This is a genomic window from Streptomyces sp. NPDC033177 (genome assembly GCF_055577715.1).
Window position 1 is genome coordinate 482,158 of the sequence record NZ_JBVIPS010000005.1, and the last position, 20,670, is coordinate 502,827.

The following is a 20,670-nucleotide window of genomic DNA, read 5'->3' on the forward strand; positions in this document are numbered from 1 at the left end:
GGGGTGCCACCCCCGGCCCCCCCCTGGCCCCCGGGCGGCCAGCGCCCAGCTCCGTGAGCGACTGCTGCGCCGTCGTGGCTGGTCGCGCAGTTCCCCGCGCCCCTAAGGGCGCCTGCCGTGCCGATCTACTCTGTCTCTGGCCGGAGACAGGCCCACTCGCCACTCGTCTGCGGCGTCGCCTTGGCTGGGCGCGCCCACGCGGCGGAGCCGCAAATATCACAGCCCCGCGCCCCTAAGGGGCGCTTCCGGCTCGGCTGCTCAAAGAAGGTCCTCCGGCGGCTCCGGCCACTCCTCCTCCGGGGGCTCGGGGGCCTGCGGGGGCACCGCGGCCTGCGGGGGCGCCGGAGGAGCCTCGCCCTCCAGTTCCGCGAGGACCCCCAACACGCCCTCCCCGTACGTCGCCAGTTTCTTCTCGCCGAGGCCGCTGATGCCGCCCAGCTCCGACAGGGACGAGGGCCGCAGTGTGGCGATCTCCCGCAGCGTGGCGTCGTGGAAGATCACGTACGCGGGCAGGCCCAGCTCCTTGGCCTGCGCGCCGCGCCACGCCCGCAGCGCCTCGAACACCGGCACCGCCTCCTGAGGCAGCTCGGCGACCGCCGCCGCGGCCTTCGCCTTGCGCTCCCCCTTCGCGGGCTTCGCCGCGGCCGGCCGCTTCGGCTCCTTGCGCAACCGCACCTCCCGCTCCCGGCCGAGGACTGAACCGCTCTCCTCGGTCAGGACCAGCGTGCCGTACTCCCCCTCGACCGCGAGCAGCCCCTGGGCCAGCAACTGCCGCACCACGCCCCGCCATTCGGCTTCCGCGAGCTCCTCGCCGATGCCGAAGACCGAGAGCTGGTCGTGGTCGAACTGGATGACCTTGGCGGTCTTCTTGCCGAGCAGGATGTCGATGATCTGGCCCGCGCCGAACTTCTGGCCGCGCTCGCGCTGGAGCCGCACGATCGTGGAGAGGACCTTCTGGGCCGCGACCGTGCCGTCCCACGTCTCCGGGGGCGTCAGGCACGTGTCGCAGTTGCCGCAGGACGGGGCGTCCGCGTCCTGGCCGAAGTAGGTGAGGAGCTGGGCCCTGCGGCACTGGGCCGTCTCGCACAAGGCCAGCATCGAGTCCAGATGCGAGGCCGCCCGGCGGCGGAACGCCTCGTCACCCTCGCTGCCCTGGATCATCTTCCGCTGCTGGACGACGTCCTGCAGGCCGTACGCCATCCAGGCCGTGGAGGGGAGTCCGTCGCGGCCCGCGCGGCCCGTCTCCTGGTAGTACCCCTCGACCGACTTCGGCAGGTCGAGGTGGGCGACGAACCGGACGTCCGGCTTGTCGATGCCCATGCCGAAAGCGATCGTGGCACAGACGACCAGGCCCTCCTCGCGCAGGAAGCGGGACTGGTGGGCGGCGCGCATCCGGCCGTCGAGACCCGCGTGGTACGGAACGGCCTCGATGCCGTTCTTGCACAGGAACTCGGCGGTCTTCTCCACCGAATTGCGCGACAGGCAGTACACGATGCCCGCGTCGCCCGCGTGCTCCTCCTTGAGGAACGCCAGGAGCTGCTTCTTCGGCTCGGCCTTCGGCACGATGCGGTACTGGATGTTGGGCCGGTCGAAGCTCGCCACGAAGTGCTTGGCGTCCGGCATGCCGAGCCGCTCGGTGATCTCCCGGTGCGTGGCGTGCGTCGCCGTCGCCGTCAGGGCGATCCGCGGCACGTCCGGCCAGCGCTCGCCGAGGAGGGAGAGCGCCAGATAGTCGGGGCGGAAGTCGTGGCCCCACTGCGCGACGCAGTGCGCCTCGTCGATCGCGAAGACGGAGATCTTGGCGCGGGAGAGCAGATCGAGCGTCCCCTCCAGGCGCAGCCGCTCCGGCGCCAGATACAGCACGTCGAGCTCCCCCGCGAGGAACTCGGCCTCCATCACGCGCCGCTCGTCGAAGTCCTGCGTGGAGTTGATGAAACCGGCCCGCACCCCGAGTGCCCGCAGCGCGTCCACCTGGTCCTGCATGAGCGCGATGAGGGGGGAGATGACGACGCCGGTGCCGGGGCGCACCAGGGCCGGGATCTGATAGCAGAGCGACTTGCCGCCACCGGTGGGCATCAGCACGACGGAGTCCCCGCCCGCGACCACGTGGTCGATGATCGCTTCCTGCTCACCGCGGAACGCGTCATACCCGAAGACGCGGTGCAGCGTCCGCAGCGCGTCACTCTCCGCCACCGCGCTCGGTACGGTCACCTCACTCATGCCATCGTTCCCATCCATCGCCCTGCCCCCGTACGTCGCGCTTCGACCACAGACTCCACGATAGGGCTCCCGACCGACACCTCAGGAAGTTATCCACAGGCCGCCGCCCGGCACCCCTGTCGGACGGGGTGCCGGGCGGCGGCGAAAGGAACAGGCGAGCTACCGGACGAAGACCCCCGCCTGGTTCGCCAGATCCAGGAAGTACTGCGGGGCCACGCCCAGGACCAGCGTCACCGCGACACCCACGCCGATCGCCGTCATCGTCAGCGGTGAGGGCACGGCGACCGTCGGGCCGTCTGCCTTCGGCTCGCTGAAGAACATGAGCACGATCACGCGGATGTAGAAGAACGCGGCGATCGCGGACGAGATCACACCGACCACGACCAGCGCACCGGCGCCGCCCTCGGCCGCCGCCTTGAACACAGCGAACTTCCCGGAGAACCCGGAGGTCAGCGGAATGCCGGCGAAGGCAAGCAGGAACACCGCGAAGACGGCGGCGACCAGCGGCGAGCGCCGACCGAGCCCCGCCCACTTCGACAGGTGCGTGGCCTCGCCCCCCGCGTCCCGCACCAGCGTGACCACCGCGAACGCGCCGATCGTCACGAAGGAGTAGGCCCCCAGGTAGAAGAGGACCGACGAGATGCCGTCCGGCGTCATGGCGATGACACCGGCGAGGATGAAGCCCGCGTGGGCGATCGAGGAGTACGCGAGCAGCCGCTTGATGTCGGTCTGCGTGATCGCGACGATCGCGCCGGCCAGCATCGTGAGGATCACGACGCCCCACATCACGGGCCGCCAGTCCCAGCGAAGGCCCGGCAGGACCACGTAGAGGAGCCGGAGCAGCGCGCCGAAGGCAGCCACCTTCGTCGCCGCGGCCATGAAGCCGGTGACCGGGGTGGGCGCGCCTTCGTACACATCCGGGGTCCACATGTGGAACGGCACCGCGCCGACCTTGAAGAGCAGCCCCATGACGATCATCGCGGCGCCGATCAGGAGCAGCGCGTCGTTGCCCATGGTGTCGGCGAGCGCAGGATTGACCTCCTGGATGCTGCCGTCGATGACCTTGGCGATCGTGCCGTACGACACCGAGCCCGCGTACCCATAGAGCAGGGCGATCCCGAAGAGCAGGAACGCCGAGGAGAACGAGCCGAGCAGGAAGTACTTGACGGCGGCTTCCTGCGACATCAGGCGCTTGCGGCGGGCGAGCGCGCAGAGCAGGTAGAGCGGCAGCGAGAAGACCTCGAGGGCGATGAAGAGCGTCAGGAGGTCGTTCGCCGACGGGAAGACGAGCATCCCGCCGATCGCGAAGAGGGCGAGCGGGAACACCTCGGTGGTGGTGAACCCGGCCTTCGTGGCGGCCTGTTCGCCCTCGCTGCCCGGCACGGAACCGGCCTGCGCGGCGAACGAGTCCACGCGCTTGCCGTGCGCCACCGGGTCGAGCCGCCGCTCGGCGAAGGTGAAGATCGCGACGAGGCCCGCGAGAAGAATCGTGCCCTGAAGGAAGAGCGCCGGTCCGTCGACCGCGATCGCGCCCATCGCCGCGATGTGCGCCTTCGTCGTGCCGTACCCGGTGGCAGCGAGCCCGACGACCGCGGCGAAGGCCGCGGTGAGGGCGACCACCGCCACGAACACCTGCACGTAGTAACGGGACTTGCGCGGCACGAAGGCCTCGATGAGGATCCCGAGCACCGCCGCGCCGATGACGATCAAGGTCGGCGACAGCTGCGCGTACTCGATCGTGGGAGTGTCGATCTTGTCGATCTGGTCCTGGGGCGCCGCGGCCGACGCCATTGTCCACAGGCTGTGGACAGCCGATGCGCTCACTTGGCCGCCTCCACGTCTGGCTTCGGGTCCTTCTGCTGTACGTCGGACATGGTGTGCTTGACCGCCGGGTTGACCAGGTCGGTGAGCGGCTTCGGGTAGACGCCGAGGCCGATCAGGAGCGCGATCAGCGGGGTGACGACCAGGAGTTCACGCACCCGCAGGTCCGGCATGGCCGAGACCTCCGGCTTCACCGGGCCCGTCATCGTCCGCTGGTAGAGGACGAGGGTGTAGAGCGCGGCGAGCACGATGCCGATGGTGGCGATGATCCCGACCACCGGGTAGCGCGCGAACGCGCCGACCAGGACCAGGAATTCACTCACGAACGGCGCGAGACCCGGCAGCGAGAGCGTCGCGAGACCACCGATCAGGAAGGTGCCGGCGAGCACCGGTGCGACCTTCTGCACCCCTCCGTAGTCCGCGATGAGCCGCGAACCGCGCCGCGAGATCAGGAAGCCGGCCACCAGCATCAGGGCGGCGGTCGAGATCCCGTGGTTGACCATGTAGAGCGTCGCGCCGGACTGGCCCTGCGAGGTCATCGCGAAGATGCCGAGAATGATGAACCCGAAGTGCGAGATCGACGCGTACGCCACCAGGCGCTTGATGTCGCGCTGACCGACCGCGAGCAGCGCGCCGTAGATGATGCTGACCAGCGCGAGCACGAGGATGACCGGCGTCGCCCACTTGCTCGCCTCGGGGAAGAGCCCGAGGCAGAAGCGCAGCATCGCGAAGGTGCCGACCTTGTCGACGACCGCCGTGATCAGGACCGCGACCGGGGCCGTGGACTCGCCCATCGCGTTCGGCAGCCAGGTGTGCAGCGGCCACAGCGGCGCCTTCACCGCGAAGGCGAAGAAGAAGCCGAGGAACAGCCAGCGCTCGGTGCTCGTCGCCATCTCCAGGGTGCCGTTGGCCCGCGCCTCGGTGATCTCCTGGAGCGAGAAGTTCCCCGCCACCACGTAGAGCCCGATCACCGCGGCCAGCATGATGAGGCCGCCGGCGAGGTTGTAGAGGAGGAACTTCACGGCCGCGTACGAGCGTTGCGCCGACGCCTTCTCGTCGCTGCCCGCGTGGGCACGGTCCCCGAAGCCGCCGATGAGGAAGTACATCGGGATGAGCATGGCTTCGAAGAAGATGTAGAAGAGGAAGACGTCGGTGGCCGCGAAGGAGATGATCACCATCGCCTCGACGGCGAGGATCAGGGCGAAGAAGCCTTGAGTCGGCCGCCAGCGCGAGGACTTCGTCTCCAGGGGGTCGGCGTCGTGCCAGCCCGCCAAAATGATGAAGGGCAGCAGGAGCGCGGTGAGCGCGATGAGGGCGACACCGATGCCGTCCACGCCGAGTTCGTACCGCACCCCGAATTCCGCGATCCACGAACGGGACTCGGTGAGTTGATAGCGGGCCCCGTCGGGGTCGAACCGCACGAGCACGGTCACGGCGAGCGCGAGCGTGGCGAGCGACACGAGCAGCGCGAGCCACTTGGCGGCGGTACGCCGAGCGGCCGGAACGGCTGCCGTGGCGATCGCGCCGACCGCGGGCAGGACCGCCGTCGCTGTCAGGAGAGGAAAGGACATCGGTATCAGACCGCCCTCATCAGCAGGGTCGCGGCGATGAGTACCGCAACGCCGCCGAACATCGAGACCGCGTAGGAGCGGGCATAGCCGTTCTGCATCTTGCGCAGCCGTCCGGAGAGCCCGCCGACCGAGGCCGCCGTGCCGTTGACGACTCCGTCGACCAGGGTGTGGTCGACGTAGACGAGCGAGCGGGTGAGGTGCTCTCCGCCGCGGACCAGGACGACGTGGTTGAAGTCGTCCTGGAGGAGGTCGCGCCGGGCCGCCCGGGTGAGCACCGAACCGCGCGGTGCGGTGACCGGGACGGGACGGCGGCCGTACTGGAGGTAGGCCAGGGCCACACCGATGAGCAGGACCACCATGGTGGCGCCCGTGACCGTGGCGGCGCTCAGCGGAGAGTGGCCGTGTTCGTGCTGGGTGACCGGCTCCAGCCAGTGAATGAAGCGGTCGCCGATGCTGAAGAACCCGCCCGCGAAGACGGACCCGAAGGCCAGCACGATCATCGGGATCGTCATGGACCTGGGCGACTCGTGCGGGTGCGGCTCGTGGCCGTCCGCATCCGGCTGCCAGCGCTTCTCACCGAAGAACGTCATGATCATCACGCGCGTCATGTAGAACGCGGTGATCGCGGCGCCGAGCAGCGCGACCGAACCGAGGATCCAGCCCTCCGTGCCGCCCTTGGCGAACGCCGCCTCGATGATCTTGTCCTTGGAGAAGAAGCCGGAGAGGCCGGGGAAGCCGATGATCGCCAGATAGCCGAGCCCGAAGGTGACGAAGGTGACCGGCATGTACTTCCGCAGGCCGCCGTACTTCCTCATGTCGACCTCGTCGTTCATGCCGTGCATGACCGAACCGGCCCCGAGGAAGAGCCCGGCCTTGAAGAAGCCGTGCGTCACCAGGTGCATGATCGCGAAGACGTAGCCGATGGGGCCGAGGCCCGCGGCCAGGATCATGTACCCGATCTGGGACATCGTCGACCCGGCGAGCGCCTTCTTGATGTCGTCCTTCGCGCAACCGACGATCGCACCGAAGAGGAGCGTGACCGCGCCCACGACGGTGACGACGAGCTGCGCGTCCGGGGCGCCGTTGAAGATCGCGCCGGAGCGGACGATCAAGTACACGCCGGCGGTCACCATCGTCGCCGCGTGGATGAGGGCCGAGACCGGGGTCGGGCCCTCCATCGCGTCGCCGAGCCAGGACTGCAGCGGCACCTGAGCGGACTTGCCGCACGCCGCGAGGAGGAGCATCAGGCCGATGGCCGTCAGCTTGCCCTCCGACGTCTCACCCGTGGCCTCCAGGACGGGCCCGAAGGCGAACGTCCCGAAGGTGGTGAACATCAGCATGATGGCGATCGAGAGGCCCATGTCGCCGACCCTGTTGACCAGGAAGGCCTTCTTCGCGGCGGTGGCCGCGCTGGGCTTGTGCTGCCAGAAGCCGATCAGGAGGTACGAGGCGAGGCCGACGCCCTCCCATCCGACGTACAGGAGCAGGTAGTTGTCGGCGAGGACCAGGATGAGCATCGCCGCGAGGAACAGGTTCAGATAGCCGAAGAAGCGGCGGCGCCGCTCGTCGTGCTCCATGTACCCGATGGAATAGATGTGGATCAGGGTGCCCACACCGGTGATCAGCAGGACGAACGTCATCGACAGCTGGTCGAGCTGGAAGGCGACGTCCGCCTGGAAACCCTCCACAGGAATCCAGCTGAACACGTGCTGCGACAGGGAGCGCTCATCGGCGCCCTTGCCCAGCATGTCGGCGAAGAGCATCACACCGATGACGAAGGAGGCGGCCGCGAGCAGCGTGCCGAGCCAATGGCCGACACGGTCCAACCGCCGCCCGCCGCACAGCAGTACGGCCGCTCCGAGCAGAGGCGCCGCTACGAGCAGCGCGATCAGGTTCTCCACTTTTCAGCGACCCCTTACAGCTTCATCAGGCTGGCGTCGTCGACCGAGGCCGAGTGACGGGAGCGGAACAGCGACACGATGATCGCGAGGCCGACCACGACTTCCGCCGCGGCGACGACCATCGTGAAGAAGGCGATGATCTGGCCGTCGAGATTGCCGTGCAGCCGGGAGAAGGCCACGAAGGCGAGGTTGCACGCGTTGAGCATCAGCTCGATACACATGAACACCACGATCGCGTTCCGCCTGATCAGCACGCCGGTGGCGCCGATCGCGAACAACAGCGCCGCGAGATACAGGTAGTTGACCGGATTCACTTCGACGCCTCCTCGGTCTTGGTCGACCGCTCCAGACGCTCCGTGGAGCGCTGTTCGAGGGCCCGCAGGTCGTCAAGCGCCTCGTCCGACACATCGCGGATCTGGCCGCGCTCACGCAGCGTCTTGTTGACCGTGAGCTCGGAGGGCGTGCCGTCGGGGAGGAGACCCGCGACGTCCACGGCGTTGTGCCGGGCGTAGACACCGGGGGCGGGCAGCGGCGGCAGGTGCTTGCCGCGCACGCGCTCCTCGGACATCTCTCGCTGCGTCTTGGCGCGCTCCGTGCGCTCGCGGTGGGTGAGCACCATCGCGCCGACGGTGGCGGTGATGAGCAAGGCGCCGGTGATCTCGAAGGCGAAGACGTACTTCGTGAAGATGCTCTCGGCGAGGCCCTCCACGTTGCCGCCCGCGTTCGCCTTGCCGAGCCCGGTGAAGCTGTTCACCGAGGCGTTCCCGATGCCGGCGAAGAGCAGGATGGCAAAGCCGAAGCCGCAGAGACCGGCCAGCCAGCGCTGCCCCTTGATGGTCTCCTTCAGGGAGTCGGCGGCGGTGACACCGACGAGCATGACCACGAAGAGGAAGAGCATCATGATCGCGCCGGTGTAGACGACGACCTGGACGATGCCCAGGAAGTACGCCCCGTTGGCGAGGTAGAAGACCGCCAGGATGATCATGGTTCCGGCGAGACAGAGCGCGCTGTGCACGGCCTTCTTCATGAGGATCGTGCACAGGGCGCCGATCACGGCGACCGTGCCGAGCACCCAGAACTGGACGGCCTCACCGGTGGAGGTGGTGTAGGCGGCGAGCTGCGTCATCGGTTGATCACCTTCCCCGACGCGGGCTCGTCTTCCCCGAAGGTGGAAGCGGCCTCCTGGGGCGTCTCCCCCTTGGAGAGGGCCACTTGAGGCACCGTGCCCGGAGCGGCCTCGGTCACCAGACCTCGGTAGTAGTCCTGCTCGTCCGTGCCGGGGAAGATCGAGTGCGGCGACTCGACCATGCCTTCCTCCAGGCCGGCGAGCAGCTGCTCCTTGGTGAAGATGAGCTTCTCGCGGCTGCTGTCGGCCAGCTCGAACTCGTTCGTCATCGTCAACGCGCGCGTGGGGCACGCCTCGATGCACAGGCCGCACAGGATGCAGCGGGCGTAGTTGATCTGGTAGACGCGGCCGTACCGCTCGCCCGGGGAGTAGCGCTCCTCCTCGGTGTTGTCCGCGCCCTCCACATAGATCGCGTCCGCGGGGCAGGCCCAGGCGCAGAGCTCACAGCCGATGCACTTCTCCAGGCCGTCCGGATGGCGATTGAGCTGATGCCTGCCGTGGAAGCGAGGAGCGGTGATCTTCTCCTGCTCCGGATACTGCTCGGTCAGCCGCTTCTTGAACATGGCCTTGAAGGTCACGCCGAAGCCCGCGACGGGGTTCTGGAACCCCTGCTTCGATTGATTCGACTCGTGGTGCGACTGCTGTGACTCTTTCTTCGACTCAGCCATCGGACGCCTCCTTTCCGTCACTTCGGGTTCCGTCACTTTGAGTATCCGGCCCACCACTGACAATCAACTCGCGCTCCTGGCGCGGGCGTCGTCGCGGTACGGGCGGCAGGCTCTGTCCGGGCAGCGGCGGGACGGGGAATCCACCGGCCATCGGGTCGAAGGCGACGGGCTCCTCGCTCTCGGATCGTGCCGCCGATTCCTTCTCACGCTTGTCGCGGAAGATGTCGACGACGACGGAGAGCAACAGGAGCGCGATGACTCCGCCGCCCACATAGAGCGCGATCGAGGTGAAGTCGTACTCCTCGTTCCGCATCGCCCTGACCGTCGCCACGAGCATCAGCCAGACGACCGAGACCGGGATCAGGACCTTCCAGCCGAGCTTCATCAGCTGGTCGTAGCGGACGCGTGGCAGCGTGCCGCGCAGCCAGATGAAGAAGAACAGCAGCAGCTGGACCTTGATCACGAACCAGAGCATCGGCCACCAGCCGTGGTTCGCGCCCTCCCAGAAGGTGCTGACCGGGTACGGGGCCCGCCAGCCGCCCAGGAAGAGCGTGACCGAGACCGCCGAGACGGTGACCATGTTGACGTACTCGGCGAGCATGAACAGCGCGAACTTGATCGACGAGTACTCGGTGTTGAAGCCACCGACGAGGTCGCCCTCGGACTCCGGCATGTCGAAGGGGGCGCGGTTGGTCTCACCGATCATCGTCACGATGTAGATCAGGAACGACACCGGCAGCAGCAGGACGTACCAGCGGTCCGCCTGCGCCTCCACGATCGCCGAGGTCGACATCGACCCGGAGTAGAGGAACACCGAGGCGAACGCGGCGCCCATCGCGATCTCGTACGAGATCATCTGCGCGCAGGAGCGCAGACCGCCGAGGAGCGGATACGTGGACCCTGAGCTCCAGCCCGCCAGCACGATGCCGTAGATGCCCACCGACGCGACCGCGAGGATGTAGAGCATCGCGATCGGCAGGTCGGTGAGCTGCATCGTCGTGCGCTGGCCGAAGATCGAGATCTCGTTGCCCGCAGGTCCGAAGGGGATCACCGCGATCGCCATGAACGCCGGGATGGCCGCGACGATCGGCGCGAGGATGTACACCACCTTGTCCGCGCGCTTGACGACCAGGTCTTCCTTGAGCATCAGCTTGATGCCGTCCGCGAGGGACTGCAGCATGCCCCAGGGGCCGTGCCGGTTGGGCCCGATGCGCAGCTGCATCCAGGCGACGACCTTGCGCTCCCACACGATGGAGAAGAGGACCGTCACCATCAGGAACGCGAAGCAGAACACCGCCTTGACCGCGACGAGCCACCACGGGTCACGGCCGAACATGGACAGGTCTTCCGCCGCAAGCGGCACCATGTGGTGCATCACGACGTCACCTCCGGGGCCTCAGAGGGCTCCGGCAGGAGCGCCGGGCCGATGCGGACGAGGTCGCCGGGGCGCGCACCGGTGTCGGAAGTGACGCCTCCCCCGGTCGAGTTCAGCGGCAGCCACACCACGCGGTCAGGCATGTCGGTCACCTGGAGCGGCAGTTCGGTCGCCCCTGCCGGACCGGAGACGGCCAGGACGTCGCCGTCCTTGACGCCAACCTCGGCCGCGGTGGCCGCCGACAGCCGGGCGACCGCGGCGTGCCGTGTGCCGGCCAGCGCCTCGTCGCCCTCCTGGAGGCGGCCCTGGTCGAGCAGCAGCCGGTGCCCCGCGAGAACGGCCTCTCCGGAGGCGGGCCGCGGCGGCTGGGCGGCCGTCTCCAGGGGCTCCGTGGCATGCGTTCCGTCCCAGCCGCCGAGCCGGTCGAGCTCGCGCCGGGCGGTCGCCAGGTCGGGCAGACCCAGGTGCACGTCCCCGGCGTCGGCCAGCATGTGCAGCACACGCGCGTCCGTCGGGGCCAGCGTGCGCGTCATGTGGTCGGGCTTCAGCGCGGCTTCGAACATCCGGGCCCTGCCCTCCCAGTTGAGGAAGGTGCCGGGCTTCTCCGCGACCGCGGCCACGGGGAGCACGACGTCGGCGTGCTCGGTGACCTCACTGGGCCGCAGCTCAAGAGAGACCAGGAACCCGACCTCGGAGAGTGCTTCACGCGCGCGTGCCGGGTCGGGAAGGTCGGCGACCTCCACGCCGGCCACCAGGAGCGCGCCCAGTTCGCCGGTCGCCGCGGCCTCGATGATCTGGCCGGTGTCACGGCCGTAGCGGTGCGGGAGTTCGGCGACGCGCCAGATGGACGCGACCTCGTCCCGCGCGCGCGGGTCGGTGGAAGGCCGCCCGCCGGGGAGCAGCGAGGGCAGCGCACCGGCCTCGATGGCGCCGCGTTCCCCCGCCCGGCGCGGAATCCACACCAACCGCGCACCGGTCGCGGAAGCGGCCCGTACGGCGGCGGTGAGCCCGCCCGGCACGGCCGCGAGGCGCTCGCCGACCACGATCACCGCGCCCGGAGCGCGCAGCGCCTCGGCCGCCTTGGCGCCGTCGCCCTCAAGGCCGACCTCTCCGGAGAGGGCGTCGAGCCACTCCGTCTCGGTGCCGGGAGCGGCGGCCAACAGCGTGCCGCCCGCCTTCTCCAGGCCCCGGGTCTGGTGCGTGGCGAGGGAGAACGTCCGCTGGCCGTGCTTGCGCCAGGCCTTGCGAAGGCGCAGGAAGACCCCGGGCGCCTCCTCCTCGGCCTCGAAGCCGACGAGCAGGACCGCGGGCGCCTTCTCCACTTCCGCGTACGTGACTCCGGCGCCGTCGAGATCCCGGCCACGGCCCGCGACACGGGCGGCCAGGAAGTCGGCCTCCTCGCTGCTGTGCACGCGCGCGCGGAAGTCGATGTCGTTGGTGTCGAGCGCCACGCGCGCGTACTTGCTGTACGCGTACGCGTCCTCCACGGTGAGGCGCCCACCGGTCAGCACACCGGCCCGGCCGCGCGCGGCGGCGAGTCCGGCGGCCGCGACTTCGAGCGCCTCGGGCCAGCTGGCGGTCTCCAGCTCACCCGTCTCCGCGTTGCGCACCAGCGGCGTGGTGAGGCGGTCCGGCTTCTGCGCGTAACGGAAGCCGAAGCGCCCCTTGTCGCACATCCACTCTTCGTTGACCTCGGGATCGTCCTGCGCCAGGCGCCGCATGACCTTGCCGCGCCGGTGGTCGGTGCGGGTCGCGCAGCCGCCCGCGCAGTGCTCGCAGATCGACGGCGACGACACCAGGTCGAACGGGCGGGAGCGGAAGCGATACGCCGCCGAGGTCAGCGCGCCGACCGGACAGATCTGGATGGTGTTCCCGGAGAAGTACGACTCGAAGGGATCGCCCTCGCCCGTGCCGACCTGCTGGAGCGCACCGCGCTCGATCAGCTCGATCATCGGGTCGCCCGCGATCTGGTTCGAGAACCGGGTGCAGCGCGCGCACAGCACGCACCGCTCGCGGTCGAGCAGCACCTGCGTGGAGATCGGCACCGGCTTCTCGAACGTCCGCTTCTTTCCCTCGAAGCGGCTGTCGGAGTCGCCGACCTGCATCGCCTGGTTCTGCAGGGGGCACTCGCCGCCCTTGTCGCAGACCGGGCAGTCCAGCGGGTGGTTGATCAGGAGCAGCTCCATCACGCCGCGCTGCGCCTTCTCGGCGACCGGCGAGGAGAGCTGCGACTTCACGACCATGCCGTCGGTGCAGGTGATGGTGCAGGAGGCCATCGGCTTGCGCTGGCCCTCCACCTCGACGATGCACTGACGGCAGGCGCCGGCGGGGTCGAGCAGCGGGTGGTCGCAGAACCTCGGGATCTCGATGCCGAGGAGCTCGGCGGCCCGGATCACCAGCGTCCCCTTGGGGACGCTGATCTCGATGCCGTCGATCGTCAGCGACACGAGGTCTTCCGGCGGAACCGCCGCCTCGCCCCCTCCGGAGGGAGCGCTGTTGGTGGTCACTGTCATGCGTTCACCTCCGAATGTGCGGCGGGCCTGTCGGCCCAGAGAGTCGACTTCGCCGGGTCGAAGGGGCAGCCCTTGCCGGTGATGTGCTGCTCGTACTCCTCGCGGAAGTACTTGAGCGAGGAGAAGATCGGCGACGCGGCGCCGTCACCCAGCGCGCAGAACGACTTGCCGTTGATGTTGTCGGCGATGTCGTTCAGCTTGTCCAGGTCGGACATCACGCCCTTGCCGGCCTCGATGTCGCGGAGCAACTGGACCAGCCAGTACGTCCCTTCGCGGCAGGGAGTGCACTTGCCGCAGGACTCGTGGGCGTAGAACTCGGTCCAGCGGGTGACCGCCCGCACGACACACGTCGTCTCGTCGAAGCACTGCAGCGCTTTCGTGCCGAGCATCGAGCCCGCGGCGCCCACTCCCTCGTAATCCAGCGGGACATCGAGGTGCTCGTCGGTGAACATCGGCGTCGAGGAGCCGCCCGGTGTCCAGAACTTGAGCCGGTGGCCCGCCCTGATCCCGCCGCTCATCTCGAGCAGCTGGCGCAGGGTGATGCCGAGCGGCGCCTCGTACTGGCCGGGGCTGGTGACGTGGCCGCTCAGCGAATAGAGCGTGAAGCCGGGGGACTTCTCGCTTCCCATCGACTTGAACCAGTCTTTTCCGCGATTCAGGATCGCGGGAACCGACGCGATGGACTCGACGTTATTGACAACAGTGGGGCATGCGTAGAGGCCCGCGACGGCCGGGAAAGGGGGACGCAGTCGCGGCTGGCCACGGCGGCCTTCGAGCGAGTCGAGCAGCGCGGTCTCCTCACCACAGATGTACGCGCCCGCACCCGCGTGCACGGTGAGTTCGAGGTCGAGTCCGCTGCCCAGGATGTTCTCGCCCAGGAAGCCCGCCTCTTTCGCCTCACGTACGGCCTCGTGCAACCGCCTGAGCACGGGGACGACTTCACCGCGCAGGTAGATGAAGGCATGCGACGAACGGATCGCGTAACAGGCGATCACGATGCCCTCGATGAGGCTATGCGGGTTCGCGAAGAGGAGCGGGATGTCCTTGCAGGTCCCCGGCTCCGATTCGTCGGCGTTGACAACTAGATAGTGCGGCTTTCCATCGCCCTGCGGAATGAACTGCCATTTCATTCCGGTGGGGAATCCGGCGCCGCCCCTGCCGCGCAGACCGGAGTCCTTCACGTACGCGATGAGGTCGTCCGGCGCCATGGCCAGGGCCTTGCGCAGGCCCTCGTACCCCTCGTGCCGTCGGTAGGTCTCCAGCGTCCAGGACTTCTCCTCGTCCCAGAACGCCGAGAGCACCGGCGCGAGCAGCTTCTCGGGGCTGGTCTCGTTGTCGATCTCGGCTGCCAAGGTCATCACTCCCCCTCCTCGGCGGTCGGTCCGGCCGGGTGGGCCGGGTCGGATGCCGAGGTCTCCTGCGGTGCGTCGTGCGAGCTGAGGTGCTCGGCAGGCGCCTCGTCCTTCGGGCCGCCCTCGCGCGGGTGGACCACCCGTGGCTGCGGCAACTCGCCCTTGGCCAGGCGAAGACCGATCAGCGAGGCCGGGCCCGCGCCGCCGCTCGCCTCGACGGCGCCGGAGCGCTCGTCCGGGAAGCCCGCCAGGATCCGGGCCGTCTCCTTGTACGTGCACAAGGGGGCGCCGCGGGTCGGCTCGACCTGCACGCCAGCGCGCAGGTCGTCGACGAGCCGCTTGGCGGTCTCGGGGGTCTGGTTGTCAAAGAACTCCCAGTTGACCATCACGACGGGAGCGAAGTCGCAGGCCGCGTTGCACTCGATGTGCTCCAGCGTGACCTTGCCGTCCTCCGTGGTCCCTTCGTTGCCGACACCCAGGTGCTCCTGGAGCTGCTCGAAGATCGCGTCGCCGCCCATGACGGCGCACAGCGTGTTCGTACAGACGCCGACCTGGTAGTCACCGGAGGGCTTGCGCCGGTACATCGTGTAGAACGTCGCGACCGCGGTGACCTCGGCGGTGGTCAGGCCGAGCACCTCCGCGCAGAAGGCCATGCCCGTGCGCGTGACGTGACCTTCCTCCGACTGCACGAGGTGCAGCAGCGGGAGCAGCGCGGACCGGGAGTCCGGGTAGCGGGAGATGATCTCCTTGGCGTCCGCGTCGAGCCTGGCCCGTACGTCGGCCGGGAAGTCGGGGGCGGGGAGTTGGGGCATGCCCAGGCTGACGCCCGCGCCCTGAGAAGGGGTGGTGGTCACCGGTCGACGCCTCCCATCACGGGGTCGATGGACGCGACGGCGACGATGACGTCGGCGACCTGGCCGCCCTCACACATCGCCGCCATGGCCTGCAGGTTGGTGAAGGACGGGTCGCGGAAGTGGACCCGGTAGGGGCGGGTGCCGCCGTCGGAGACGACATGCACCCCGAGCTCGCCCTTGGGTGACTCGACCGCGGTGTACGCCTGCCCGGCCGGCACCCTGAAGCCCTCGGTCACCAGCTTGAAGTGGTGGATCAGGGCCTCCATGGAGGTGCCCATGATCTTCTTGATGTGATCGAGCGAGTTGCCCAATCCGTCCGGACCAAGCGCCAGTTGCGCGGGCCAGGCGATCTTCTTGTCGCCGACCATGACCGGACCCGGCGCGAGGCGGTCCAGGCACTGCTCGACGATGCGCAGCGACTGGCGCATCTCCTCCAGGCGGATCAGGAAGCGTCCGTAGGAGTCACAGGTGTCGGCGGTCGGCACGTCGAACTCGTAGTTCTCGTACCCGCAGTAGGGCTGCGCCTTGCGCAGGTCGTGCGGCAGACCGGCCGAGCGCAGGACGGGCCCCGTGGCGCCGAGTGCCATGCAGCCGGCGAGGTCGAGATAGCCGACGTCCTGCATACGGGCCTTGAAGATGGGGTTGCCGGTGGCGAGCTTGTCGTACTCGCCGAGGTTCTTCTGCATCTTCTTCACGAACTCGCGGATCTGGTCCACCGCGCCCGGGGGCAGGTCCTGGGCGAGTCCGCCGGGCCGGATGTACGCGTGGTTCATGCGCAGTCCGGTGATCAGCTCGAAGATGTCGAGAACGAGTTCACGATCGCGGAAGCCGTAGATCATGATCGTCGTGGCGCCCAGCTCCATGCCGCCGGTGGCGATGCACACCAGGTGGGAGGAGAGCCGGTTGAGCTCCATCAGGAGCACGCGGATGATCGACGCGCGGTCCGGGATCTGGTCCTCGATGCCGAGGAGCTTCTCGACGCCGAGGCAGTACGCCGCCTCGTTGAAGAACGGCGTCAGATAGTCCATGCGCGTGACGAACGTCGTGCCCTGCGTCCACGTGCGGTACTCGAGGTTCTTCTCGATGCCCGTGTGCAGATAGCCGATGCCGCAGCGGGCCTCGGAGACGGTCTCGCCCTCGATCTCCAGGATGAGCCGGAGCACACCGTGGGTGGAGGGGTGCTGCGGACCCATGTTGACGATGATGCGCTCGTCGTCCGACCGGGCGGCGGACTGGACGACTTCGTCCCAGTCGCCGCCGGTGACCGTATATACGGTCCCCTCGGTCGTCTCGCGTGCGGAGGCATGTGAAGTGGACATCAGCTGTACGACCTCCGCTGGTCCGGAGCCGGGATCTGGGCGCCCTTGTACTCGACGGGGATGCCGCCGAGGGGGTAGTCCTTGCGCTGCGGGAAGCCCTGCCAGTCGTCCGGCATCATGATCCGCGTCAGCGCCGGGTGACCGTCGAAGATCAGGCCGAAGAAGTCGTAGGCCTCGCGCTCGTGCCAGTCGTTCGTCGGATAGACGGCGACCAGCGAGGGGACGTGCGGATCGGCGTCAGGGGCACTGACTTCGAGCCGGATCAGGCGGTTGTGGGTGATCGAGCGCAAGTGATAGACGGCGTGCAGCTCGCGGCCCTTGTCCTCGAGGAAGTGCACGCCGCAGACGCCCGTGCAGAGCTCGAAGCGCAGGGCCGGGTCGTCGCGCAGGGTCTGGGCGACGCGCACGAGATGCTCGCGCGCGATGTGGAAGGTGAGCTCGTCCCGGTCGACGACCGTCTTCTCGATCGCGTTCTCCGGCAGGAGCCCCTGCTCTTCCAGGGCTCCTTCCAGCTCGTCCGCGACTTCGTCGAACCAGCCGCCGTACGGGCGCGCGGAGGCGCCGGGCAGGGTGACCGTGCGCACCAGGCCGCCGTAACCGGACGTGTCGCCGCCGTTGTTGGCGCCGAACATGCCCCTACGGACGCCGATGACCTCGCCGGCCTCGTCGCGGGGAGCGGGAACGCCGTTCCCGTTCAGGTGCTCGTCGTGTGCGTCGTGCGCGTCGCTCACCGCAGCAGCCCCTTCATCTCGATGGTGGGGAGGGCCTTGAGGGCCGCCTCCTCCGCCTCGCGGGCCGCTTCCTCGGCGTTGACCCCGAGCTTGCCGCCCTGGATCTTCTGGTGGAGCTTGAGGATCGCGTCCATCAGCATCTCGGGCCGCGGCGGACAGCCGGGCAAATAGATGTCAACAGGGACAATGTGGTCCACGCCCTGCACAATCGCGTAATTGTTGAACATCCCGCCCGACGAAGCGCAAACCCCCATGGAAATGACCCACTTGGGGTTGGGCATCTGGTCATAGACCTGCCGCAGGACCGGCGCCATCTTCTGGCTCACACGCCCGGCCACGATCATCAGATCGGCCTGCCGCGGCGAACCGCGGAAGACCTCCATGCCGAAGCGAGCCAGGTCATAACGCCCGGCTCCCGTCGTCATCATCTCGATGGCGCAGCACGCGAGGCCGAAGGTCGCGGGGAAGACGGATGACTTGCGCACCCAGCCCGCGGCTTGTTCGACGGTGGTCAGCAGAAAACCGCTCGGCAGTTTCTCTTCGAGTCCCATGCTCTTTGGCCCCTCAGACCTTTAGTCCCATTCCAGGCCGCCACGCCGCCATACGTACGCGTACGCGACGAAGACGGTGAGCACGAAGAGCAGCATCTCCACGAGCCCGAAAATCCCCAGCGCGTCGAAGGTGACGGCCCAGGGGTAAAGGAAGACGATCTCGATGTCGAAGACGATGAAGAGCATCGCCGTCAGGTAGTACTTGATGGGAAATCGCCCGCCGCCGGCCGGAGTCGGCGTCGGCTCGATACCGCACTCATACGCCTCGAGCTTGGCGCGGTTGTACCGCTTTGGACCGATAAGCGTGGCCATGACCACGGAGAAGATCGCAAAGCCTGCCCCGAGGGCTCCCAGCACGAGGATGGGCGCATAGGCGTTCACGCTCCTCGCTCCTCTCAGTCGGCACTGACTGTTGGCGGTTGCATCGGACCGCGACCCGCCCACCACGACCCACGAAGATCGCTTACATGTGAAGCAGGTCACAAGCCCAACTGCCGTGCATCTTATGCCCGCCGGTCTGTGATCTGCGACACGGGGTGCGCCAACAGCTTTGTGATCTCCACCACCTGACGAAGGATCATGAAGTCGGATGAGCGGTGATCTTCATACGCGAAGCGCCTGAGTGATCACCAGAGGTGACATCTCGGCGCGTTACCGCTGGTCGGGAGGGGGTCGCCCTATCAAGCGGTGGCCGCTGCAAGCAAATTGGCGCTGGACGCGCTGGCTTGATAGTGGCGGCTCATTCACACTTTGGCGGGAGGGGTGTGGATGAAGGTGGACAGCCACGAACGCGTGCACAGATTCACGAGCCACCGAAGCGACACCTTCACGGCCACCGAAGCGGCACCTTCACGTCCACCGAAGCGGCACCTTCACGTCGATCGAAGCGGCACCCTTATGACGATCGGAACGGCATCCGCGAGAGAGCCCGCGTGAGCCGACCGACACCCCGCCGACACGAGCCCGTCGTCGATCCACCGTCGATTACTCGTCGATCCGTCACCGATCCCCCATACGGGTAACACCCCTGAATTCTTCGGGAGATCTCAGGAAGGTCTCGGCGCGATCTCAGGGAGATCCCCTAGGGCAACACCTGTGACCTGCGCCACACACCAATTGGCGGCAAAGAAACCGGGCTTGGCCAACCGGCTCAACCGGTGGTAGTCCGCGGGCAATTCGGGCGTATCGCAGAAAACCCATGATCACAGGCGTGATCACCGTTGTCCGCATTGCCCGTTACGGCGTCAATAAGAAGTGACACGCCCGGGATTCGGGGCCGAGAACGGCAACTGTGGCGCAGCCCACGTTTCTTGATGGGAACCCTGACTCCCTGATAGCGGTTGTTCTCATGTCCCACACCGCTCACATACCCAGCCACCGGAAGCCCCGTCGTAGCGCCACGAAGCAGGCCCTGCGCGCCGGAGTTGCCGGTGGCGTCCTCAGCACCCTGGCAGTGGCCGCGGCCGCCGGCACGGCGAACGCCGCCGAGCCGGTGACCGAGACCATCGAAATGCCCACGCTCACCGCGGATCTCTCCACGCAGATCGCGCAGTCCGCTGAGGCCACCCAGCAGACCGCCGACAGCTACGAGCTCCGTGCCGAGCAGGACGCGGCCGCCGTGAAGGCCGCCAAGCAGGCCAAGGAAGACCAGGCCGCCGCCGAGAAGAAGGCGGAGGCCAAGGCGAAGGCCGAGGCCGCCGCCAAGAAGAAGGCGGAGGAGGAGCGCGCCTCGCGTTCCGCCGAGCGCACGACGCTCAGCGCCGCCGGCGGCTCCAGCGCCTCCACCGCCGACACGCCCGCTCCGGCCAGCGGCAGCGTCGGCACGGTCATCAGCTTCCTGAAGGCCCAGCTCGGCGACGCGTACGTCATGGGTGCCTCCGGACCCAACGCGTGGGACTGCTCCAGCCTCGTCCAGGCCGCGTTCAAGCAGGCGGGCGTGGACCTTCCGCGCGTCTCGCAGGACCAGTCGGTCTCCGGTACGCCGGTCTCGCTCTCCAACGTCCAGGTGGGCGACATCCTTTACTGGGGTGGCGCGGGCTCCGCGTACCACGTGGGTGTGTACATCGGTAACGGCCAGTACCTCGACGCCGCCAACCCCGGCAAGGGCGTTGTCATCCAGGACCTGTCGGGCTACCCCGCCGACGGTGCCGTGCGCGTCCTCTGAGGGCCCTCACAGACACTCAGAAGGGCCGGGAACCCCCCAGTGGGGTTCCCGGCCCTTCTGTGCGCTCAGCGCGTACGCCTCAGCCCTTCGGCGACAACTCGCCCATCTCGGACCAACTGCTGCCCGGGATCTCGGTGTGGATGATCTCCGGGGTCGAGGCGATCAGCCCGGACATCGTCTCCATGCCGGCCTTGAAGTGGTCGGAGCCGACGTGCGCCGCGCCCGCCTCCTGGGAGGCGAAGCCCTCCAGGAGGACGAACTGGTGCGGGTTGTCGACGCTGCGGGACCAGTCGTAGAAGAGGTTGCCCTCCTCCGCGCGCGTGGCCCGCGTGAACTCGGCGGTCCGCTCCAGCCAGCTGTCGGCGTACTCGGGGCGGACGGTGAACTTGACTGCGATGAAAATCATGCGCCCAGCCTCGTACCACCCACGGGGCAAGGGCAAATCGGACAGAGCCCCACACCTGCGTGCCGCTCACGCCCGCATGACGCTCACGCCCGCATGAC

The 20,670-nt window shown here is 68.2% G+C and carries 17 protein-coding genes; 1 reads left to right on the forward strand and 16 read right to left on the reverse strand.

Translation table 11 applies throughout. The annotated features are described in order from the left end of the window. Positions 1 to 258: 258 nt before the first annotated feature. The 15 genes from recQ to ACZ5U5_RS20375 form a co-directional block, all read right to left on the reverse strand. Complete coding sequence (gene recQ, locus ACZ5U5_RS20305; RefSeq protein WP_469023384.1) at positions 259 to 2,220, reverse strand: DNA helicase RecQ; 1,962 nt, start codon at positions 2,218 to 2,220, stop codon at positions 259 to 261. Between the two features lie 159 nt (positions 2,221 to 2,379). Further along, on the reverse strand, positions 2,380 to 4,044 hold the full coding sequence (gene nuoN / locus ACZ5U5_RS20310; RefSeq protein WP_469023386.1) for an NADH-quinone oxidoreductase subunit NuoN: 1,665 nt from the start codon (positions 4,042 to 4,044) through the stop codon (positions 2,380 to 2,382). Beyond that, a complete protein-coding gene (locus ACZ5U5_RS20315; RefSeq protein ID WP_469023389.1) occupies positions 4,041 to 5,612 on the reverse strand; it encodes an NADH-quinone oxidoreductase subunit M in 1,572 nt (523 codons plus the stop codon). Before ACZ5U5_RS20315 ends, nuoN begins: the two co-directional genes overlap by 4 nt. A 5-nt stretch (positions 5,613 to 5,617) precedes the next feature. Further along, positions 5,618 to 7,513 (reverse strand): NADH-quinone oxidoreductase subunit L, encoded by a 1,896-nt coding sequence (nuoL, locus tag ACZ5U5_RS20320; protein ID WP_469023391.1) that lies wholly within the window; start codon positions 7,511 to 7,513, stop codon positions 5,618 to 5,620. A gap of 14 nt (positions 7,514 to 7,527) precedes the next feature. Then, the gene (gene nuoK / locus ACZ5U5_RS20325) at positions 7,528 to 7,827 is read right to left on the reverse strand and encodes an NADH-quinone oxidoreductase subunit NuoK (RefSeq protein ID WP_016640174.1); all 300 of its coding nucleotides are present in this window, start codon (positions 7,825 to 7,827) and stop codon (positions 7,528 to 7,530) included. After that, positions 7,824 to 8,639, reverse strand: coding sequence for an NADH-quinone oxidoreductase subunit J (locus tag ACZ5U5_RS20330; protein WP_469023394.1), 816 nt, complete (start codon positions 8,637 to 8,639; stop codon positions 7,824 to 7,826). Before ACZ5U5_RS20330 ends, nuoK begins: the two co-directional genes overlap by 4 nt. Next, positions 8,636 to 9,307: an NADH-quinone oxidoreductase subunit NuoI gene (gene nuoI / locus ACZ5U5_RS20335; protein WP_469023397.1), complete on the reverse strand. Its 672-nt coding sequence runs from the start codon at positions 9,305 to 9,307 to the stop codon at positions 8,636 to 8,638. The genes ACZ5U5_RS20330 and nuoI overlap by 4 nt, the downstream gene beginning before the upstream one ends. Continuing rightward, positions 9,300 to 10,673, reverse strand: a complete 1,374-nt coding sequence (gene nuoH, locus ACZ5U5_RS20340; protein ID WP_469023771.1) for an NADH-quinone oxidoreductase subunit NuoH — start codon at positions 10,671 to 10,673, stop codon at positions 9,300 to 9,302. Before nuoH ends, nuoI begins: the two co-directional genes overlap by 8 nt. Before the next feature lie 8 nt (positions 10,674 to 10,681). Continuing rightward, the gene (locus ACZ5U5_RS20345; protein WP_469023400.1) at positions 10,682 to 13,195 is read right to left on the reverse strand and encodes an NADH-quinone oxidoreductase subunit G; all 2,514 of its coding nucleotides are present in this window, start codon (positions 13,193 to 13,195) and stop codon (positions 10,682 to 10,684) included. Then, entirely contained in the window at positions 13,192 to 14,553 is a 1,362-nt protein-coding gene (gene nuoF / locus ACZ5U5_RS20350; protein ID WP_365823666.1) for an NADH-quinone oxidoreductase subunit NuoF, read from the reverse strand. Before nuoF ends, ACZ5U5_RS20345 begins: the two co-directional genes overlap by 4 nt. After that, positions 14,553 to 15,359: an NADH-quinone oxidoreductase subunit NuoE gene (nuoE, locus tag ACZ5U5_RS20355; protein WP_469023773.1), complete on the reverse strand. Its 807-nt coding sequence runs from the start codon at positions 15,357 to 15,359 to the stop codon at positions 14,553 to 14,555. The genes nuoF and nuoE overlap by 1 nt, the downstream gene beginning before the upstream one ends. Before the next feature lie 38 nt (positions 15,360 to 15,397). Next, positions 15,398 to 16,720, reverse strand: coding sequence for an NADH-quinone oxidoreductase subunit D (locus ACZ5U5_RS20360; protein ID WP_469023402.1), 1,323 nt, complete (start codon positions 16,718 to 16,720; stop codon positions 15,398 to 15,400). Beyond that, positions 16,720 to 17,418 carry an NADH-quinone oxidoreductase subunit C gene (locus tag ACZ5U5_RS20365; RefSeq protein ID WP_469023776.1) on the reverse strand — a complete coding sequence of 233 codons (699 nt, stop codon included), beginning with the start codon at positions 17,416 to 17,418 and terminating at the stop codon, positions 16,720 to 16,722. The genes ACZ5U5_RS20360 and ACZ5U5_RS20365 overlap by 1 nt, the downstream gene beginning before the upstream one ends. A gap of 29 nt (positions 17,419 to 17,447) precedes the next feature. Continuing rightward, positions 17,448 to 18,002, reverse strand: a complete 555-nt coding sequence (locus ACZ5U5_RS20370) for a NuoB/complex I 20 kDa subunit family protein (RefSeq protein ID WP_160506582.1) — start codon at positions 18,000 to 18,002, stop codon at positions 17,448 to 17,450. Positions 18,003 to 18,023: 21 nt separating this feature from the next. After that, positions 18,024 to 18,383 carry an NADH-quinone oxidoreductase subunit A gene (locus ACZ5U5_RS20375; RefSeq protein WP_003992243.1) on the reverse strand — a complete coding sequence of 120 codons (360 nt, stop codon included), beginning with the start codon at positions 18,381 to 18,383 and terminating at the stop codon, positions 18,024 to 18,026. A 967-nt stretch (positions 18,384 to 19,350) separates the two neighbouring features. On the opposite strand from ACZ5U5_RS20375, the gene ACZ5U5_RS20380 reads away from it, so the two are divergent. Then, positions 19,351 to 20,166, forward strand: coding sequence for a C40 family peptidase (locus ACZ5U5_RS20380; protein WP_469023406.1), 816 nt, complete (start codon positions 19,351 to 19,353; stop codon positions 20,164 to 20,166). 79 nt (positions 20,167 to 20,245) lie between these two features. On the opposite strand, the gene ACZ5U5_RS20385 is transcribed toward ACZ5U5_RS20380, so the two are convergent. Continuing rightward, complete coding sequence (locus ACZ5U5_RS20385) at positions 20,246 to 20,572, reverse strand: putative quinol monooxygenase (protein WP_469023408.1); 327 nt, start codon at positions 20,570 to 20,572, stop codon at positions 20,246 to 20,248. Positions 20,573 to 20,670 lie beyond the last annotated feature (98 nt).

Bases quoted from the DNA above. Each gene is read 5' to 3' on its own strand.
- recQ (WP_469023384.1), bottom strand. From the start codon at position 2,220: ATGAGTGAGGTGACCGTACCGAGCGCGGTGGCGGAGAGTGACGCGCTG.
- ACZ5U5_RS20315 (WP_469023389.1), bottom strand. From the start codon at position 5,612: ATGTCCTTTCCTCTCCTGACAGCGACGGCGGTCCTGCCCGCGGTCGGC.
- ACZ5U5_RS20330 (WP_469023394.1), bottom strand. From the start codon at position 8,639: ATGACGCAGCTCGCCGCCTACACCACCTCCACCGGTGAGGCCGTCCAG.
- nuoI (WP_469023397.1), bottom strand. From the start codon at position 9,307: ATGGCTGAGTCGAAGAAAGAGTCACAGCAGTCGCACCACGAGTCGAAT.
- nuoH (WP_469023771.1), bottom strand. From the start codon at position 10,673: ATGGTGCCGCTTGCGGCGGAAGACCTGTCCATGTTCGGCCGTGACCCG.
- ACZ5U5_RS20345 (WP_469023400.1), bottom strand. From the start codon at position 13,195: ATGACAGTGACCACCAACAGCGCTCCCTCCGGAGGGGGCGAGGCGGCG.
- nuoF (WP_365823666.1), bottom strand. From the start codon at position 14,553: ATGACCTTGGCAGCCGAGATCGACAACGAGACCAGCCCCGAGAAGCTG.
- nuoE (WP_469023773.1), bottom strand. From the start codon at position 15,359: ATGCCCCAACTCCCCGCCCCCGACTTCCCGGCCGACGTACGGGCCAGG.
- ACZ5U5_RS20360 (WP_469023402.1), bottom strand. From the start codon at position 16,720: ATGTCCACTTCACATGCCTCCGCACGCGAGACGACCGAGGGGACCGTA.
- ACZ5U5_RS20370 (WP_160506582.1), bottom strand. From the start codon at position 18,002: ATGGGACTCGAAGAGAAACTGCCGAGCGGTTTTCTGCTGACCACCGTC.
- ACZ5U5_RS20380 (WP_469023406.1), top strand. From the start codon at position 19,351: ATGTCCCACACCGCTCACATACCCAGCCACCGGAAGCCCCGTCGTAGC.
- ACZ5U5_RS20385 (WP_469023408.1), bottom strand. From the start codon at position 20,572: ATGATTTTCATCGCAGTCAAGTTCACCGTCCGCCCCGAGTACGCCGAC.